At 35.8% G+C, this 18,008-nt stretch carries 20 protein-coding genes; 2 read left to right on the forward strand and 18 right to left on the reverse strand.

The window, feature by feature from the left end; genetic code table 11:
* On the reverse strand, positions 1-728 hold a 728-nt coding region (locus BLS22_RS12520; RefSeq protein ID WP_330386521.1), incomplete at its 3' end, for an IS1634 family transposase.
* 536 nt (positions 729-1,264) lie between these two features.
* On the opposite strand from BLS22_RS12520, the gene BLS22_RS12525 reads away from it, so the two are divergent.
* Entirely contained in the window at positions 1,265-2,401 is a 1,137-nt protein-coding gene (locus BLS22_RS12525) for a DNA cytosine methyltransferase (protein WP_090554241.1), read from the forward strand.
* Between the two features lie 68 nt (positions 2,402-2,469).
* On the opposite strand, the gene BLS22_RS12530 is transcribed toward BLS22_RS12525, so the two are convergent.
* Positions 2,470-4,080 (reverse strand): AlwI family type II restriction endonuclease, encoded by a 1,611-nt coding sequence (locus BLS22_RS12530; RefSeq protein WP_090554245.1) that lies wholly within the window; start codon positions 4,078-4,080, stop codon positions 2,470-2,472.
* 2 nt (positions 4,081-4,082) lie between these two features.
* Positions 4,083-4,553, reverse strand: coding sequence for a hypothetical protein (locus BLS22_RS12535; protein WP_090554247.1), 471 nt, complete (start codon positions 4,551-4,553; stop codon positions 4,083-4,085).
* Positions 4,554-4,930: 377 nt separating this feature from the next.
* Here BLS22_RS12535 and BLS22_RS12540 point away from each other — a divergent pair, with 377 nt between their 5' ends.
* Positions 4,931-6,124, forward strand: a complete 1,194-nt coding sequence (locus BLS22_RS12540; protein WP_090554250.1) for a hypothetical protein — start codon at positions 4,931-4,933, stop codon at positions 6,122-6,124.
* 22 nt (positions 6,125-6,146) lie between these two features.
* Here BLS22_RS12540 and BLS22_RS12545 read toward each other — a convergent pair whose 3' ends face one another.
* From BLS22_RS12545 to BLS22_RS12610, 15 genes are all read right to left on the reverse strand, one after another.
* A complete protein-coding gene (locus BLS22_RS12545; protein ID WP_176762178.1) occupies positions 6,147-7,214 on the reverse strand; it encodes a DNA cytosine methyltransferase in 1,068 nt (355 codons plus the stop codon).
* 63 nt (positions 7,215-7,277) lie between these two features.
* Entirely contained in the window at positions 7,278-7,796 is a 519-nt protein-coding gene (locus BLS22_RS12550; RefSeq protein WP_090554255.1) for a DNA cytosine methyltransferase, read from the reverse strand.
* 933 nt (positions 7,797-8,729) lie between these two features.
* Positions 8,730-9,428, reverse strand: coding sequence for a hypothetical protein (locus BLS22_RS12555; protein ID WP_090554257.1), 699 nt, complete (start codon positions 9,426-9,428; stop codon positions 8,730-8,732).
* Positions 9,429-9,430: 2 nt separating this feature from the next.
* A complete protein-coding gene (locus BLS22_RS12560) occupies positions 9,431-9,835 on the reverse strand; it encodes a hypothetical protein (RefSeq protein ID WP_090554260.1) in 405 nt (134 codons plus the stop codon).
* Positions 9,832-10,680, reverse strand: coding sequence for a ParA family protein (locus BLS22_RS12565; RefSeq protein ID WP_090554263.1), 849 nt, complete (start codon positions 10,678-10,680; stop codon positions 9,832-9,834). Before BLS22_RS12565 ends, BLS22_RS12560 begins: the two co-directional genes overlap by 4 nt.
* A 148-nt stretch (positions 10,681-10,828) precedes the next feature.
* Positions 10,829-11,086: a helix-turn-helix domain-containing protein gene (locus BLS22_RS12570; protein ID WP_090554266.1), complete on the reverse strand. Its 258-nt coding sequence runs from the start codon at positions 11,084-11,086 to the stop codon at positions 10,829-10,831.
* Position 11,087: 1 nt separating this feature from the next.
* Positions 11,088-11,381: a VRR-NUC domain-containing protein gene (locus tag BLS22_RS12575; RefSeq protein WP_090554269.1), complete on the reverse strand. Its 294-nt coding sequence runs from the start codon at positions 11,379-11,381 to the stop codon at positions 11,088-11,090.
* Positions 11,381-11,566: a hypothetical protein gene (locus tag BLS22_RS12580; protein ID WP_090554271.1), complete on the reverse strand. Its 186-nt coding sequence runs from the start codon at positions 11,564-11,566 to the stop codon at positions 11,381-11,383. The genes BLS22_RS12575 and BLS22_RS12580 overlap by 1 nt, the downstream gene beginning before the upstream one ends.
* A 29-nt stretch (positions 11,567-11,595) precedes the next feature.
* A complete protein-coding gene (locus tag BLS22_RS12585; RefSeq protein ID WP_090554274.1) occupies positions 11,596-12,063 on the reverse strand; it encodes a hypothetical protein in 468 nt (155 codons plus the stop codon).
* Positions 12,064-12,347: 284 nt separating this feature from the next.
* Positions 12,348-15,155 carry a DUF927 domain-containing protein gene (locus BLS22_RS12590; protein ID WP_244269551.1) on the reverse strand — a complete coding sequence of 936 codons (2,808 nt, stop codon included), beginning with the start codon at positions 15,153-15,155 and terminating at the stop codon, positions 12,348-12,350.
* 56 nt (positions 15,156-15,211) lie between these two features.
* Positions 15,212-15,955 (reverse strand): hypothetical protein, encoded by a 744-nt coding sequence (locus BLS22_RS12595; RefSeq protein WP_090554276.1) that lies wholly within the window; start codon positions 15,953-15,955, stop codon positions 15,212-15,214.
* A 1-nt stretch (position 15,956) separates the two neighbouring features.
* Positions 15,957-16,112, reverse strand: a complete 156-nt coding sequence (locus tag BLS22_RS15195) for a hypothetical protein (protein WP_176762179.1) — start codon at positions 16,110-16,112, stop codon at positions 15,957-15,959.
* 15 nt (positions 16,113-16,127) lie between these two features.
* On the reverse strand, positions 16,128-16,535 hold the full coding sequence (locus BLS22_RS12600) for a gp33 family protein (RefSeq protein ID WP_090554279.1): 408 nt from the start codon (positions 16,533-16,535) through the stop codon (positions 16,128-16,130).
* Positions 16,507-16,722 carry a hypothetical protein gene (locus BLS22_RS12605; protein WP_090554284.1) on the reverse strand — a complete coding sequence of 72 codons (216 nt, stop codon included), beginning with the start codon at positions 16,720-16,722 and terminating at the stop codon, positions 16,507-16,509. Before BLS22_RS12605 ends, BLS22_RS12600 begins: the two co-directional genes overlap by 29 nt.
* On the reverse strand, positions 16,715-17,995 hold the full coding sequence (locus tag BLS22_RS12610; protein WP_090554286.1) for a DEAD/DEAH box helicase: 1,281 nt from the start codon (positions 17,993-17,995) through the stop codon (positions 16,715-16,717). The genes BLS22_RS12605 and BLS22_RS12610 overlap by 8 nt, the downstream gene beginning before the upstream one ends.
* Positions 17,996-18,008: the final 13 nt, after the last annotated feature.

Below are 18,008 nucleotides of genomic sequence, written 5' to 3' on the forward strand. Positions count from 1 at the left end.
ATGCTAAATGCCAGTGGAATGCCATCACCATCCATAAAGAGTCCCATTTGAACGATAGGATTCGGTTTGTGTTCCTTAGAATAGCCATACTGCTTTAGACCTTGTTCTTCCTCAATCTCAAAGAAATAATTTGTACAGTCATAATAAAGAATGCCTGAATTCCTCTTAGACAGTTTTTGACTGCTTTTATAGAGCTCAGCTTGAATAAAGTCCGTTTCCTTTGTAATAACTTCAAGTGCCCTATAAATGTGCTGAATATCAAAATCAGGCTTTTCTAGGAACCTAGAAGACAGGTTATAGGTGGAAAGTTTAGAACTTGGAAAAATAACTCTACCGTATAAAAGTCTTGAAAGGATTGAATCAAGATTAAAGCTATATCTATGGCGATTAGAAATCTCCTTGCAAATTTTATGTAACCCTAGCTCATGATAAATTTTTTGAAGAAATAGATAGCCCCCATTAAAAGAACGTTGCTTTTCTTTTTCAATAAGTTTTGTAGGCGAGTATTGAACCATAATTTTACTATTTTCTTCTTTTTCCTTTTCATTAAGTTCTGAAATATATTTTTTAGCCCACTCCATAGGATCTTCTCCATTTAAATTTTCTAAGAGTTCATCGTATGTACCAAGTTTTTCAACAATTTTAGATGTGCGTTTGCCATTAACAAAAATAGATTTGATGACATACAGAGATCGAGCATTTTTGGATTTAGAAACCATAAGCCTCAAATAAAACACCTCCCAATACTTATATTATAACACAATACCATAAAATACTCACTATAAAAATATAAAATTTCACAAAAAAATAAGCCCCATCATGGCTTTCAGAGATTTTTTCTTTATGAAACTGTCAAAGACCCGTAAAGTATAGTAACCTACAAGAAATTAGGGATTTAATAGAAGACATCCAAAGAATAAGAAAATATATGAATAAAGATAAAGGGTAGAACTCTTAGCTAAAGATATATCCTTTATTTTTTTGATCTTGCTTTCAATTCTTATCAATTAATAAGTCCTTATAGTTGTGTGCACTTGTAAAATGTATTATAATTAAAAATTGCAAACAAACCTAAATTTTATTATATATAGTAATTCTATTATAAAATTATGTAATTCTTGAACATTTGTTCGTACAATGTTATAATTTTAATATATTAATATATTATAGTGATTAAAAAGTCTTTTAAATGCAATACTTTTGAAATGATAATTTATCTATTATCCTTTTATTATTAATAAAAGGTAATGTAAGGAGAATACTTATGATTTTTAGAAAAGGTGAACTTTTTAATGGTCCTGGAGGTTTTGCACTAGGCGCACAGTGGGCAAAAGTATTAGATAGTAAGGATCTATCTTATGGTGTTTCTCATACTTGGTCAAACGATATTTGTCCTGATGCTAGTAAAACTTATATTCAAAACATATGCCCTCACCAACCAGATTCTGTTATAACTGGAGACGTTAGAACTATTGATACCTCTAAACTAGATGCTATTGATGCTTTTATCTTTGGATTTCCTTGTAACGACTTCAGTAATGTAGGTAAAAAGAAGGGGGTAAATGGCACCTATGGTCCTCTATATACATATGGTATTAAAGTTTTAGAACAATTTAAACCTTTGTGGTTTATTGCAGAAAATGTTGGTGGATTAAAAAGTTCTAACGATGGAAAAGCATTTGCCACAATCCTGGAGGATATGATTGGTGCTGGTTATAATATTACACCACATCTTTATAACTTTGCTGATTATGGGGTCCCACAAACAAGACAACGTATTATTATAGTGGGAATAAGAAATGACTTGGACTGTGTATTTAAAGTTCCTAAACCTACCCATGGTATTAATGGTATTTATCCTTATAAAACTTCTTATGAAGCTATTATGGATCCTCCAATTCCTTCTGAGGCCCCTAACCATGAATTTACTCATCACACTAAGAAAGTAGTTGAAATGTTGGAACATATTCCACCAGGAGAAAATGCATGGTATGAAGGTATTCCAGAGCATTTGAGACTGAATGTAAAGGGAGCTAGAATGAGTCAAATATATAGACGTCTACACCCAGAACAGCCTGCTTATACTGTGACTGGTAGTGGCGGTGGTGGTACCCATGTATATCATTGGGAAGAACCTAGAGCTTTGACTAACAGGGAAAGAGCGAGACTGCAAACATTCCCTGATAACTTTGAGTTTTACGGTGGTAAAGAAAAAGTGCGGCAACAAATTGGTATGGCTGTACCTCCCCAATTTGCTAAAATTATCGTAGAATCGGTATTAAAGACATTTGCTGGAATCTCCTATGAATCTGTTGAGCCTAAATGGAGTTTAGATGAATTATTATCAACAAAGCACACTAAAGTTTTAGAAGAAGTGGCTGTCGCAGCACATTCTGCATAATATGGTGAAAATAATATTAAAAGATCATTAATATTTAATACTTAATGATCTTTTTTGCTTTCTATAGGTTAAGTTATAGCATTTAGCATCTCACCAAACGTTGAATATCCAGTATTATTTACTGCATTTATAAATAATTCTACACGTTCCTCTTTTGGGATATCTTCCTCAATACAGTAATCAAGAAAAGCTAATAGGACAGATGCCGTTATAATAATTCCCTTGATCTCCCTATCAGGAATCACCCTTTGAGTCAATTCACTTATTTTACCTAAGTTTTTTTCACCGCTGAAGTCCGCTGCCGTAACATAACCAAAGAATTGTATTTGTCTATTATCATACCCTTCATAATTTGGAATGTATTCCGATGCCATATGGGATGCTAATCCAGCAGATAATGGAAATTTTTTCTTATAGTTTTTAGCATCTATTAAACCACATTCTTTTTCTCCATACTTTAATACTATTTCAATTTCAGTATCTGCTATATCCTTCACATTAGGCCTCATTTCAACATCAAACCCAATTAATCTAAAGATATCTCCTGTTTTATCTTCAAACTTAAGATTATCCTTTTCATTTAAATATGCTTCTACAAATTCAGGATTTAAAGTATTTATAGAATGCGCATTAATATCAAAAGCTATTTTTCTTGCTTCATGTGGGGGGAATTCATTTTTTAGAACATCTGTAATTTCTTCAACAGACATGGCTTGCAAGTTTGGAATAGATTTTAATATGTTTTTTACTATCATATCAGTTTTTTTCCTATTGGAAGCAGGTTTTATCTCACCAAAGCTACTTGCTTTATAGCGGCTAATATCTAGCCCATTACTTTCTGCCATTCTTTGGAGGGAGATTAAATATCTTTTGTTAAAAGGATACCTTTCATCAAACATTTCAACTTCTTCTTTTACTTTACTACTGTTAACTGGTTGTACCCGTAAAGCTTCGCCTCTAATATATTCTGCTAACCCAGTATAATCACATAACATCATAAACGTATGGGCTACATCGGAGTGGGCATTTTGGTAGTCCCTAGCACCACTATCGCTTCTTTCTCTATGATCGTAAACTTCTGCAACTTCTCGTATAATTAAGTCTTTATGTGACGTGTCCGTTCCTCTATATTGAAGAATTTTTTCAGTAATGGTAGGCAGTTCACTATCTCTTTTAGCAGTCAAGGCAAAACAGGCTATTTCCTCTTTGGTGATATAATAATCCAACTCCTTTTGATTAACTAACTTAATCAGAAACCTTGCTGGCCTAATACTAAAATTACTTTCAAACTTTGGTCTAAAGCCAGGTTCTAAAAAGTAAGCATTAGGGATTTGAAGGGTCAAAATTTGCTTTTTTGTGTTTTCAAAAACCTCTACTCCGTTTATTAAACTAGCTCCTACTTTCGTGGGAACTAAATATCCATCATCATTAACATAGCAATATGCAAAGGTCTTAAGCATTGCTACCCACGTTCTTCCGCCTGAACCATCGTTACTTATATTTTCTCTTTTAAGTCCATGTTCACTTAATACTTTTTCATAATGCTTATGCACTTCTCTATTCCTAGCCCATTTATCGGCAAAATTGTTCGTTGCTTCCTGGAGGGCTACAAGGGCTGCTTTATGGAATTTGGGGTCACGTTCAGGCCTAGTAATAAACCAAATTTTTCTTTCTGCCATGATTATGCCTCCTTTATATAGTCTAAAATTTCACTAAATATCTCCATTTCTTCTTGAGTAAGAGCCTTTGATTTCTTTAATTCCTTCACATAAATTTTAATTCCCATAAAGAATTCTTTATTATTATTGACTACATATTCTAATTCATCATCTGCTATCTGAACGGCAATTTCCACAACCTCTCTCATTTCATCATCTAACATTGAATCAAATTTAATAGGTTCTTTTTCTTCACGTTCTATAATTTTCATAATAGAAAACCAATATCTTAAGAACGTTGACATTCTAAGATCTTCTGCTTCAGAAAAAGTTTTATTAAAGGTAGTTGGTCCCCGAGCTGCTTCTTCACTTACTTTGGATCGAGGTATTTTTCTTTCCTGTAGTTCTTTGTCTAATTTATCCATTAACTTAAAGGTTAAGATTTTGTGTAATAGTTTTTGTATTAATTTAACTTTAGAAATATTATTTTGCAAAATTTAATGACCTCCTTTATGCCAAGGTATCTAGTTTGTGCAATACTAATTCTACTTAAAATAATAATCGATATAGTAAATTGAATTCTATACTTATAAGTATAGAATCTATTTTTATTTTATTTTATTGAATATTCATCTAATAATTCTTAATTTGAATAATAAAAATGCCTTTAAGCATCTCAGCTATTTACTGCAGCTTATTTAAAAATAAGTTCAACCGATAACAGACCTAGGATAATTTCAAACTTCAAGCAAATAATAATGATACATCTATAAAGCTTTAAATGTTTTCCCAAATTTTTCAACTAGATTGCGAATGTTTGTTCTGATAATATTCTATTGAACTACTTATAGTTGCAGAGAGGCAGGTATATATGACTCAATCAAAGGAAATAACAAAAATCTCCAAACAATTAAATGATTATCAATTTGAAACCTTTATGGCAGATATAATGCTAAAGTATTATTTACAAAGCTCACAATATGAATTTGAGGATGGCCGCTGTATACTAATTACACAAATAAATAATGATGGAGGAATAGATGCAGTTTTAGAATTTAAAAAGCCTAATGCTGAATCTACCTATATGATTTTGCAAATTAGTAAATCTAACAAAACAAGAAGAAGTTTAGAAAAGTTTAATTCTACTAAATCTATAGATTTATATAGGGATTTAATTTTAACTAAAAACGTTAAAAGAGTTGTAGTTACATTAAAACCCTCGGAAATATTTAACACTAATGTGGAGTGTATCTCCGGAAATAAACTTAGTGATATAATTCTCAAGATTTGTACGGATTTTAATTTACTTAATAATGAAGGCCTGCTTCAAGAGGAATTTATTGAGTATATACAAGAAAAAACAGAGTTTTGGAGCATTGCTAATAAGTTTAGAGTTAATAAAGATTACAAAGGTTTATTAACCATTGAAAGCAAGCTTAATTCAGCAAGTTGGAGCTTTGAAAATTATAAAAATTATTATATAGATAAGGAATTTATAGAACTTATTCTTCATCAGGCTTCCGAACGTAGAATAATTGAAAGTGGTTTAGAGAAGGACACAAAAAACTTAGAAATAGAAATGTTTTTAGACAAAATACACTTGAGAAGTAGCCTTAAATTAAAACAAAATGATTACTTTCACTTGAGGAAATTATTATTAGATTTAGTTGAAATAGTTTATGAAGAAAATTTTAAACTTACAAAGTTAAATCATAATTATAAGTTGATAATCGATCCTACTTCTACCTATATGGCGATAAAGCTAGTAAATAGAACCTATCAAAGCAATTTTAAGGTAGTTGGATATTTCAATTATTTATTTAGTCGCCACAGGGACTCTTATCATTTTAATTTCTTATGTAATTGGGATAAAACATTACAAGCTCTATCAAAAAATGAAGTTAAAATTATAAGTGCCACAGAAAATGTAGTATCAGATAACTTGCATTTCAGAGGTAAAACTTACCTAATTAAACCAGCGATTACTGAGGCTACAGTTAAAGCAATTAAAAAGCTAATAGACCTATCGGTCCAAGAAGCATTAAGTACTAAAAAAAGCTCGTAATAAATATCGAGCTTTTTTGTTATTACTTAATAAGTTTATCTAATAAGCACTCTCCTATTGTTTTTGCCAGTAAAGGAGGTACTGCATCTCCTATTTGTGTAGTAATAGACTCTTTATCTCCTATGAACAAAAATTTATCATCAAATGACTGTAATCTTGCTGCCTCTCTTGGTGAAAAACAACGGTTTCTTACAGGATGAATGGGGGAGTTTGATATATTAAGACGAGTTGTTATAGTGCTTGCTGGCTCATTATACATAGCCCTTACATATGCATTTGAAAATTTAGAGCTCTTTTTTGTATAACGTTCTCCTTGTTTTAAATTTTTTATTATTTCTAATATTGTCTGTGTATGAATAGGAGTTTTATGATTATATAGTTTAGTACTCCCTTGCCTCATTAGCTTCTGATATTCACTTAATTCATTTTGGTTTGCTTCTCTATAGTCAGCTTCTTGACATGAACTTTCGTATGCTAAGTCACTAATGGCATCTTTAATTGATATTTTATGTTTTTGTTTATATTTATCTAAGCTTATATGTGTAGCTAATTTATTTCCAATAAAGAAAGTTCTTTCTCTATTTTGAGGTATTCCAAAATCAACAGCATTTAGTTTTATTTGTTGTATTGTATAACCTTGGCTTTCCAAAATAAAATAAAAATAATCAGTAAAAAATGTTTTAGAAGAGGTAAAAAAGCTTGGAACATTTTCCATTACAAAAAATATCGGATCAATCGATACTACTAGTCTAACAAATTCTTTTGCCAAAGTATCTGGTATAACATTTCTATCTGAGTTTTGTTTGCTGTGATTTTTACATGGAGGACTGCCTAATAATACATGTACTTTATTATTACCTATTATTTTTTGCATTTTATTATAAGTTACATCGAAAATATCGTGCTTTAAATCATTAATAGATAATTTCTTAATTGAACAATTATTAAGCCTCGATAGATTATAATGGTATGTTTCAAGTTTATTTATATCACTATCTACACCTAATATAATATCAAATCCGGCTTTGTGAAAACCATATGAAAATCCTCCGGCACTACAAAATAAATCCACAACATTATATTTACTCATAAGGAACTCTCCCCATATTATAGGTGTTGTTACTGATGTAATCATTTATAACTACTTATTTATCTAGCTATTTGTAAATATTTTATCGAATAATAGTTTCATATCTTTTTCTTTTGTTATCTTTTCTGGTATAAGTGTTTTAAAATTAACTTTATCAGTATTAATACCAATAATTAAATGCTGTGGTTGTTCAGCAAAATCTAGCATTACTTCATATATCTCATAATTGAATGGCTTTACCATGAGTTCAAATTCCTCATAATGCCTTGAGTATATGTATTGGGAATTATCTGTTATTAAAAAAGCTTTAGGCACAATATTACCAATAAATCTTACTATATGAGGAAATATATTGTAGGAAGATGTGCAATAAAAATCCGTGAAATAACTTATATTTTCAAAAGTTACTATGTCGCAAACTATAATATCTGTCTCAGTAAAGGATTTTTTCGTATGTCTTGGATAATGGGTATATACTTTTTCAAACACAGGTTCAGTAAGAGATAGTATTTGAAAGTCCTTTTTTTCTTCAAAATATTTTATTAATTTGTCTTTTTTGATGGATAAGTCTAAAATTTTCATAGCAACTACCTCGTACATAATATATTTTTATAATATATATTAAATACACTTTGAAATTATGCTCAATATAAGGGGTTGGATGCTAGGTATCAGCAATAGATTTAATGTTATAACTCCCTCTCTCCACAGCCTACCTCCCCCCCAGCAAAAAATAAAAGAAGAGGTAGCCTGTTCCGATTACAGGTCCACCTCTAGGGTCCTCTCCCCCAACTACCGCCCCATAGCAATAGGATTCAAGTGAAGTCTATCTCCCAGGTTAATCCTATCCCTATGGCCCTTTCCCTAAATGTACATTTAAGAAATAGTTGCTCCTATAGGGCAATTCCTCCGAGGTCAGCAACTACCGCTCCACTTTCCTGAAATCGACATTTAGTGAATAGTTGGGCGATACCGGGGCAGAGCTTCGAAGTCTTTTGCTGAAGTATGTTTATGAGGTCTTATCTTAGTGATGCTTCCAGGTCTTTTGAGAGATATTCTTTGGAGTCTGGTATCCTTTATTTTATCTTCTACCGCAGACTTTCCTACTTTTAGACCAATCCATCGGACGGGAAGACTGTTTCCAAAGATACTGCTAGTTGACAAATTCTTTAAGCAAGAGAAGAAAACCACTTCACTTGCAACCCCTCGGGTCCTGCAATGCTATTACCTACGTCCATAGATTGCAAACTTTGGGAGTCTTTGTGTAGATCCTGCTTAAAAAATTTGTCTTTTAAATAAATTCTCTGTTGGTCTTTATCTTATAGGCTGTCAAGCTATTCTTAGATCTTCATAAGTAGCTAGCTGTAGGTCTATTGAAGGTATGTATTTGAGGTTATTTATACTCTAGGTTTACAACCTTCCTCCCGCTCTATCTTATAAAATAATAATGCAACAAAACCATTATTAGGATTTTGTTGCAAGCTCTTTGCTACCTTTTTCTTCTAGAGAAGATATTTAATATTTTACACCGTACTTTTGGTAGTATATTTCTTTCAGGGTGCTCTTAGAGCAAAAAAAATGAATTAGTTGCTTTTCCTCTGGGACAAACTTTTCTTCATAAATATCCTCAAACATAAATATAAAAATATAATTTATATATTTAATCAAATTACAGAAGTCAGTTACACTCTTATTTAATGCCTTATAATTATCGATGTTATAATTTCTGATTCCTTCATTAAAACTCATAAATTTTTCACCTTGTGAATGCACATATCCACATGATTCTTTATACAAATGTAATATTTTTCTGAAAGAACCGTCCAATACACTATTATTCTTTACATCTTCAATCTTAAGTATATCTTCAAAAGATTGTAAAGTATATTGGCTGTCTATTTTCCACTCTTTCTTGCAAATTTTAATGAAGTTATCAATTATGTTTCTGTACAGCATATACAATATTTTAACATCTTTATATACTGTGGTGTATATAATCTGAATAAAAGTCGATACTATTTCATCTAGATTATTATAATCAATGCCTTCTTTCTGAAAATTAATTTTCCATATATAAAAGATGTATGAAGCTTTATGTATAGACTTTAGATACCCCTCAATTAAAGGATCAGATATTTTTTCTTTATAATCATAATTCAGTAAGAAATCATGCACTTGAGCAAAATCCTCTTGTATTTCTTTTTTTGCTAACATCTTTACCCCCTATTTAAATCTAACAGTTTTATGGCGTCATGCCATGATAAGTTGTCAGGATTATAATTATCATTATTAAGCTTGGATATCACTTCATATAATTTATTAATAATTGCTTTGAGACTTTCTGAGTCGTCTATCTCCGATACATATCGTATTGTACGCCCTAGTATTAGTGCCCTGTTTTTGTTTACATAATCTGGATACTTTATATTAAATACTTTGTCTAAAAATTCAACTATATCCTTATTTCTTTTAAAAAGTTTTTTACATAAAATCAACTGCGTAAGGCCTGAAATCATCGCATTGTAAAATATCGTATAGTTATTTTCATCACAATTAAATACATTAAATTTTTCATCAAACTCATTTAGTGAATAAAACACTTCTTCAATATTCTTGTTCACTGTTTGCTCCCCCCCACTTCATTATTATAAGCATTTAAAAATTCTGTTGTTAAATCCACTATATTTTTCCTAAAATCTTCCCCCATATCATATAGACAAGTATTATTTTCTGCGTGTTCTGGTACTTTTATAGAATGCTTCATATAATTATCAAAAGTATAAAGTTTATACTTTTCTCTAATTTCATTCATTTTAGCACTTCCATGGTTTGTCCTCTCTTGCGCTAAAGTGAAAATCATTCCTAAACACTTAATCTTATGTGGCAATTCCTCGTTATATTCCTTTATAGCGTTTTGAAATAAACTTATTCCCAAAACTGATAAGAAATCTGGTTTTACTGGCATTAAGTAGAAATTACTAGCGTAAAATGCAGCCAATGTATATATTGATTGAGTTGGTGGACAATCAATAAAGATAAAATCAAAATTCTCTTTGGAACCATTCTTTTCAATATATTTTGTTAGCTTGTGCTCTCTTCCAGTAGCGCTACTTTTCTCTACGTTAACCATTCTCAAATCACCTGGAATTAACGATAAATTATCATTAATGTCATATTCTAATCCACTTAATTCCTGAATATCTGTTTCAACAACGCCATCTACAAGGCTAGGTTTTAAATTTCTTTCTTGAAAAATCTTATGTATAGTTTGATTCTGTCCGTATACATCTTCTATATATTTATGTTGAGGTAATAAATATTGGGTTGCATTAAATTGCGGATCTATATCTATTAATAAAACTTTTTTATTAAAATGCATAGATAAGCAATGTGCAATATTCACACAAAGAGTAGACTTTCCCACTCCACCCTTCATATTCATAAACGAAATTACATTTTTCTTCATGCCGATTCCCCTTTTAAGCACTGAATTTTATTTAATTACTACGTTTATTTATTCTACATAATATTCCACATTCCTCCAATAACACAAAAAAAGCTTTAAGTCCTTATAGTATGTCACTAGACTTAAAACTTTTCTCCCCACCCTCAATTTATTCTATTCCCTGTCCCCCAAACCTCTTCATCCTCCGATAAACCCCACTATCACTCATGTGAAACCTTTTAGCAATTTCTCTATAGGTCCACTTTTGCTTATAAAGCCTTTTCATCTCCATAGCCTCTAGCTCCTTAAGTTCCTTAGGACTTAGCTCCAACAATCCGTACTTATATAAAATAAGGTCTGGCAATACTTCTTCTGGAGACAGAATAGCTTCAAGGAGGGCCATATAGTTGTAATTCAGATCATCCATCCTACCCCTCCTCTGTAGGTACTTGCTGGATCACCCTTTTCACATCTTCTACACCATATACTACAGCTGTGACGCCTCCTGCCTTAGCAATATCTCTTAGCACTTTTTCCTGTAGTTTGGTAGCCTTTCCCCTAGGTCTTTTTATTTCTAAAGCTATAAAGTTTCCTTTATAGCAAAGGATAATGTCAGGGATCCCTGCCACCTGATACATCCCTCCGTGGGTTTTAAAAAACCATACCTCCGGAAGCTGCTTTAAATACTGAATGATCTTCTCTTGGATTACCTTTTCCTTCATTAATAGCCCCCTTCCACTGCTTGATAGCTTGTCCTTTTGTCGTATGCTAGGCTTTCTTCTATCTTCTCGTCCTTGGATTTTCCGTATGTTCGTGTAATCCCCATGGCCTGTAAGGCCTTGTCTGGGCTATATCTCTTTGTGATTGATAAATAAAGTGCTAAATAATTCTCCATCATTGGTTGCATCTCGTATCCCCCTCGTTTTCTTATGATCTCTATCCCCAATGGCTCTTTTCCTTGGTTTCCTTGAATCCTAGTTGCTTATGTTCCCCTACCTCTTTTCTCTTGCAATTTTGATAGATAGTATCTAGGAGAACATGATTTAAGGTCTTGGCCTTGTTTAATGCCTCCTTGTCCTTGGTTTCAAAGTAGTCATAGATGGCTGCCAGCATTTCTTCCATAAACTCCTCTATAATACTGTTATTTATATCAACAAAGCTTTCATAAAGGTACAGGGTAGCAGTACTATTTAAGGCCAGCAGGTCTAGGACCATGGATTCTCCCTCTGTCATTTGCTTTGCTTGCTGTAGCTTCCCTTCTTCCTCCAGCTCTTCCTTCAGAGCTTTAATTTTCTTTTCCAGCTTTATAATCTCATCCTTCCACTTTATCTTTGTTTGAGCTGGAAGGGTATCAGCCCTTTCCTTTCGCCTTAATAGCTGCTGAAGTTTTTCTTTTTTATCCATTTTCCCCTCCAGTTCTACTTGGGTACCAATATACTTTGGCAACCTTTTCTATTTTAAAGTGTTGAAATTACTAGGTTTTTATTTTAATTACCAGTTACACCTGTATTTTGGAAATAGTCATCTATTATTTTTGTTATGTTGATTGTAAAGGGACTTTACAGCTATATATATACTATATATATAGGTAACTATGGTAATAGTGGTAATGCAATAGACAAGCCCTTGCAAATGCTATATTATTTTGTTACATCTAAGGTTACAATTTAAAATGTCTGTGTAACAGTTTAAAAGGGCGGAGTTTCTTCTAAATTAGCCATTTCAGATAAATCAAAGCTCACCATTCTGCAGGCCTTCCCCTCTATTTTCTTTACTACTGATCGCCGTTTTGTTCCGTCCTTTTCATAGGTGACATCAATATAGCCTCGGTCTCCAAAGCCCTGCATGATTTTTCTGTAAGAATAGCCCTGCTTGTCTAGGGCCTCCTGCAGGATTTGCGGGAAGACGTAAAACCGATTGTCCTCCATCACTCCGTAGCTCTCCCTCTTGGGATTGCCTTTGAATTGTTCTATATTAGAAATCAACCATCCCTGTATAAATTCGTAGGCCTTCTCCACCATATCGGTATTGATCATATCTTCAAGGTTAGATAAAATTTCATTCCCCATTGCTATGGAGGTATCAGCTTCATCAAATAACCATTTGCTAATCAATTCCTCAGCCAAAATCACCACAGCAACAGAGGATACATGACTGCCTATCTTTTTATGATTTTCATTCATAGCCATCAGTGTTTCTTGTATCTCCTTATGTCTATCCTGCAATTGGTGAGGCTTCAGGTCCTCCATCAGTTTTCCTATAAAGAAGGGTCCTGCCACACCGTAGTTTATGGTGACGATATTATGCATACTTCTGGCGTTATCCTCCTCTTCAAAAGGACTGCCATGGATCTCTAAGGCTCTAGTGTGAACTCCCGTTTGGGATCCCATGGTGGTTAAGGGTTCCTCTCCCGTTGTTAGAACAATACTTCTCCATGATCTTTGATTTTCAAGTCCTCCTGTTTTGGTGCCCCTCACCTTGCTATAACCCATGGAGAGCATATAAACCAAAGTTTCTATGTACTCTTGCTTGCCTCCAGCAACCTGTCTTTCATCAATGCCTAAGGGTAAGTCATTGAAGAAGCTGGCCAGTCTCTCTAACCCTACGTTGGTGGCATTAAAGCTGGTCATTAGCTCATCAGGATTACCCCATACGCTTAGGGCTGCCTTGAGGGCTGCCGTCTTGCCTCCCCTGGAATCCCCCCAATTATGTACAAAGAAGATCCGATGGTTTAGGAGCTTTAATAAGGGTGCTGCAAAGCTACTGGCTAGGATAAAGCGAAAGATGGTGTTTTTTCTAAAGGGTTTTATGGTTTTTACCCAATCCTGTAGCTCCCCTTTTTTACTATAGGCCTCCACCCATTTCCTCTCACTTCTCTCCACATCCAGTACCAAATCCCCTTCCTTCCCTGGAAGAAAGTCCTCACCATGCCAGCCCAGTTGGTTCACCGACTGTTGGGTTTCAATGATATCAAAATTCTCGGCCTCTAGGTTTTCTAGAAACCTTACTAGAAACTTGGCATTTTCTGAAGTGACAGTGACACCTACATCCGCCAGCTTAATGATGGTTCTTGCTTGGAATATGGTGCTTCTCTGCTCCCTTACAAAGTGCCACTTTTTATCTCTATAGAAGGCGATTTCCACCTTTTCCTCCTCCATCCCTAGGGCCTTAATTCTTCTGGCAATCAAGATGGGAGTTCTGCAAACTAAATAGGGTAGCCCTGTTTTAGAGTGAATCATTTCAACGCCCTTTTCTGTCACCCTCCATCCTGCAGGTTGTCTGAGCTTTACCGGGGCGTTAGGAATAAGGTTTTCCTCCTCCTCTTGTAGTTTCGCAAGAAAAATCTCCTCTGGATTCTCCATAACTCTTTTCCAGTTTTCTTGAAAGCTAGCAGGGTCTTTTATATGGAGGTCTGATGGGTCCTTTACTCCTTGAGAGGTGCATTGGATTTTATAAACCCTACCTCGAAAGTGTTTTTCTTCAAGGGTTTTACAAATCTTATCTAAGAAGGTATCCCCTCCAACATCCCCCTCATGGTGGATATATACATCCAGTCCTTGTAATTTCTCTACCCAATCCCTATGGAAGGTGGTGGCCCCTGGGACCCCTAAGGCCTCATCTATGCCATGATGCCATAGGGTGTGACAGTCACTTTCACCCTCCATAAGAAAGACCCTGCCAACCCTCCTAACCTTGCCTAGCTGCCATAAACCATAGAGGCTTACCTTACTACCCCTAGCCCAAGAAAACCGTGTAGGGCTGTCTCTATGGTATCTCTGGCGATTGGAGAGGACCTTGCCTTCCTCATCTTTATAGGGAATAGTGATACCTATTTTTCCGTCTCTTATCCCTAGAGATCTTATAAACTCCTCTGGTAGTTTCTTTTCTCTACAATAGTCCTTGACTGTATATTTCGTTGTTTTCTTATTAGAAAAAGTGTTGGTAGTTACAGGCTCTGAATGGTGGTGGTCCTGTTTATTGTCTTGGTGTTTGTTTGGGTAATTGTCATTGTAGTGGTTTTGGTGAAGCCCTTGGCTTTCCTCCTTCCTCTTTTTGCTTTTATCCTTGGGGAGTTGGTTGGCTTTTCCTCCTTGATTTGCCTTGATTGCCTTGGTGAGGAGAAACTTCTCTCTTTCCTCCTCTTGCTCCCATCCCTGGCCTCTAGCAATAGTGGATTTTCTTCCTTTTCCCTCATCCTTCTTTCCTCTCTTTTTTCTCTTTCCTTCATCCTCTTCATAAATCCCTTCCTCCTTAAGTAACAGCCTATAGGCCTCTTTATTATCAATCCCATGGAGCTTTGCTATAAAGGTAATGACATTTCCCTTCTCACCACAGGCTAAACAATTATATACTCCGGTTTTGATATTGGCACCGAAGCTGGGCTTTGTATCATCATGAAATGGGCATAGCCCTACCAGATTATCACCACTGATTTTTCCTTTTTTGATGTGTCCCTCGTAGAATTTTTTATAATCTATTTTCTCCTCCAAGTTCATCTCTTACCTTGCCTCCCCTACTGCTTTTTCTATTGGGGGCTATAGCCCCCACCCTTCTACAAGGGAAGATTTTCATCCTCTTCTTCTACCTCAATAATGTAGTCATCCATCACCTTAATTTGTCTGGTGATTCTCTTAATTCCCTCAGCAAAAGCTGCCATCTGCTGGGCTGTCTCCTTTTCTAAGACCTCAGCTACAGCAAATTGTACCTGGCTATAGGTAATACCACTGCTACTTTGGGCCTTCTTTAAAGTAATCCTTGTGACCACACTGTAGGATCTATGGCCCTTGGTGATGATACGCTTTGCCATGTAGTTACTGAGATTCTTTAGGCTAGTGGGCGGCAGGGTTAATAAAATTGGTAGCACCTCACCACTTCTTAGGAGATAAATTCTATGCATGTTTTTACAGGCCTTACCCCTACCGTCTTCATCACTACCAAATTGGTTCAGGGGACAGGTTTTACAATCCCCGCCGGGAGTACTTTCTCCCCTTTTTCCATCCATGCTGGAGCAATTGGGAGGATTATTACCTCCACTGTATTTTTCCTGCCAGTAACCATTGACGGGATGATGGTCCACCATCACACCCACAAGCTCCTGTACTAGCTGGGGCTGATCGTCATCCTCACCGGGGATCTCGAAGGCTAGGCCTCCACCGGAGGGAATCTTTGCCCTGTCAAAGAAAATTTCCAATCCCTCCATATCCTCCACCATTGCTTCTTTTATTGCCTCCTCTATTATTGGAGCTTGAAATTCTACCTTTGCTACAGCCTTTTTAGCTCCAGATTTCTTTGCCATATTACTTCTCCTCCTCTTCTTTAAAATACATATAAAGTCTGTCCTCTTCTTCCTGATACTCAATACTGCTAAGGTAATACTTTGGATTATCTGAATCATAGAGTCTATGTTCTTTGCTATAGCTCTTTAAAATTTCCATGAGTTCTCCTATCTTCATCCCAACTACTCCCTCCTATTTTCCCTTCCGCATCCCTAAAGAAGTTTTTTCATAGGTATTGACTAACCCCTCCAGCCATTGTGGCAGTTCATCCTCATTCTCCTCCACCTGCTCCCTTACAAAGGCTGCTAGGCTATTGGCGTTCACTGTTTCATAGACTAAATCTCCGTAACCCTCTTCCTTTAAGGCTGAGAATAGGGCTTCCTTTCTTTCGGGTATGGCACTGGCATAGAGTTTGGTGTTTAAGTAATACATCATGCCTCCCCGGTTAAAGCTTTGCATCTCTTCTTCAATCATGACTTGGGACAGACTTTCCTCTACTGCTTCGATTTTACTGCTAACCTCCTTACGTTCCTCATCCACCTGTTTTTTCCACTCCTTTAGGTCCTTTAAGCTATCTGCCAATTGAAATAGATCCTTCATCTCCCTCTACTCCTTCCCTTGTGATTTTGTTGTTTTCTTCCCCTTCTGCCTCCAGTAGCTTAGCTAAGTGATCCATACATCGGTTTACCTGTAATATAGCTATATCTCGATAGGCCTCCTCTGCATAGTTGAAATTTTGCCAGGCTTGCTCCAGGGCCTCCTGGGCTTCTTTAATCCCTTTATTCAAAATACTCCCTCCAATTGTCCACCACTTCCTTGGCGATGTTTTTCTTTTTCTCTAGGGCTGCCATAATCCTTTCATCCACCGTATTAGGTGCCATCAGATGAATATAGGTGCAGGTGTTCCTCTGGCCAATTCGATGGATCCGTGCCTTGGCTTGGGCGTAGTTGGCATAGTTAAAGTCTAGGCTATAGAAGACGGCTGTATCGGCTGCATGGAGGGTAATTCCCAAGCCTGCCGTTTGGATCTGGGCGATGAAGACTCTGCATTCTTCCTCCTCTTGGAATCGCCTTACCTCCTCCCCTCGGTCCTTTACTACTCCAGTAATGCAGCTATACTCCAGTCCCATCTTCTCCAGCATTTTTCCTATGGCTTTAATCTCCGGCAGGAACCGTGCAAAGATCACCAGCTTTTTCCCTGCAGCCATCAAATCCTCCACAATTTCCTTTAAAACCTCCAGCTTGGCAGTGGATATCTCCTTGGTTATCCCCTCATCTGTGTGGATATAGCCTCCCGTCAGCTGGCTGAGTCTCAATAGTCTTGTTAGAACGTTTTGGGCGGTGATCTCACCCTTTTCCAGTTGTATGTAGCTGTCTTTGACTAGCTTTTTATAAAGGCTTTCTGCCTTTGGCTCCAGCTGGCAGTACCTGATTTCATCGGTGGTTTCTGGAAGATCTAAGGCCTCATCCTTCGTCACCCTGAGGGCAACGCCATGGGCCTTTCTAATAAGTTCATCCATATGTCTATAGCCTATGACCTGATGCTTTCCATAGCCCCCCATAATGGCGTGTCGGGCTTTAAAGGCATAATAGCTTGTCCCAAAGATGCTCTTATCTAAGAAACGATACTGACTCCAAAGATCCAGTGGTGCATTTTGTACCGGGGTTCCCGATAAAATCAGCTTGTATTTTCCTGCATCCCCCAAACGATGGAGGGCTTTGGATTGTTTGGCTGCTGGTGATTTAATCCGTTGGGACTCATCGGCGATGATGATGTCTGGCTGCCACTGGAGAAGCTCCTCTAGGATTCGCCAGGTACCTTCATAATTAATGATTGCGATTTGTAGAGCTTCTTTTGATCTAAAGCTGTTTAACATCTTTATGCGATTTTTACTACTTCCCTCTAGGGCCTTCACTTCATAGGGAAAGGCTCCATACTCCCCTAGCTCCTTAGGCCATACAGAAACTACTGAGGCTGGGGCTATAATTAATGCTTTTCTTGCCTTCCCCTCTAGGTAAATTCGCCCGATAATTGAAATGGCTGTTAAGGTTTTGCTCAACCACAGCCCATTT

This window comes from Natronincola ferrireducens (assembly GCF_900100845.1).
GTDB classification, from domain to species: domain Bacteria; phylum Bacillota; class Clostridia; order Peptostreptococcales; family Natronincolaceae; genus Natronincola_B; species Natronincola_B ferrireducens.

Excerpts from the sequence above, each read along its gene's own strand:
- BLS22_RS12525 (WP_090554241.1), top strand. The coding sequence starts at position 1,265 with ATGATTTTTAGAAAAGGTGAACTTTTTAATGGTCCTGGAGGTTTTGCA.
- BLS22_RS12530 (WP_090554245.1), bottom strand. The coding sequence starts at position 4,080 with ATGGCAGAAAGAAAAATTTGGTTTATTACTAGGCCTGAACGTGACCCC.
- BLS22_RS12540 (WP_090554250.1), top strand. The coding sequence starts at position 4,931 with ATGACTCAATCAAAGGAAATAACAAAAATCTCCAAACAATTAAATGAT.
- BLS22_RS12545 (WP_176762178.1), bottom strand. The coding sequence starts at position 7,214 with ATGAGTAAATATAATGTTGTGGATTTATTTTGTAGTGCCGGAGGATTT.
- BLS22_RS12550 (WP_090554255.1), bottom strand. The coding sequence starts at position 7,796 with ATGAAAATTTTAGACTTATCCATCAAAAAAGACAAATTAATAAAATAT.
- BLS22_RS12555 (WP_090554257.1), bottom strand. The coding sequence starts at position 9,428 with ATGTTAGCAAAAAAAGAAATACAAGAGGATTTTGCTCAAGTGCATGAT.
- BLS22_RS12565 (WP_090554263.1), bottom strand. The coding sequence starts at position 10,680 with ATGAAGAAAAATGTAATTTCGTTTATGAATATGAAGGGTGGAGTGGGA.
- BLS22_RS12570 (WP_090554266.1), bottom strand. The coding sequence starts at position 11,086 with ATGGATGATCTGAATTACAACTATATGGCCCTCCTTGAAGCTATTCTG.
- BLS22_RS12575 (WP_090554269.1), bottom strand. The coding sequence starts at position 11,381 with ATGAAGGAAAAGGTAATCCAAGAGAAGATCATTCAGTATTTAAAGCAG.
- BLS22_RS12580 (WP_090554271.1), bottom strand. The coding sequence starts at position 11,566 with ATGCAACCAATGATGGAGAATTATTTAGCACTTTATTTATCAATCACA.
- BLS22_RS12585 (WP_090554274.1), bottom strand. The coding sequence starts at position 12,063 with ATGGATAAAAAAGAAAAACTTCAGCAGCTATTAAGGCGAAAGGAAAGG.
- BLS22_RS12590 (WP_244269551.1), bottom strand. The coding sequence starts at position 15,155 with ATGAACTTGGAGGAGAAAATAGATTATAAAAAATTCTACGAGGGACAC.
- BLS22_RS12595 (WP_090554276.1), bottom strand. The coding sequence starts at position 15,955 with ATGGCAAAGAAATCTGGAGCTAAAAAGGCTGTAGCAAAGGTAGAATTT.
- BLS22_RS15195 (WP_176762179.1), bottom strand. The coding sequence starts at position 16,112 with ATGAAGATAGGAGAACTCATGGAAATTTTAAAGAGCTATAGCAAAGAA.
- BLS22_RS12600 (WP_090554279.1), bottom strand. The coding sequence starts at position 16,535 with ATGAAGGATCTATTTCAATTGGCAGATAGCTTAAAGGACCTAAAGGAG.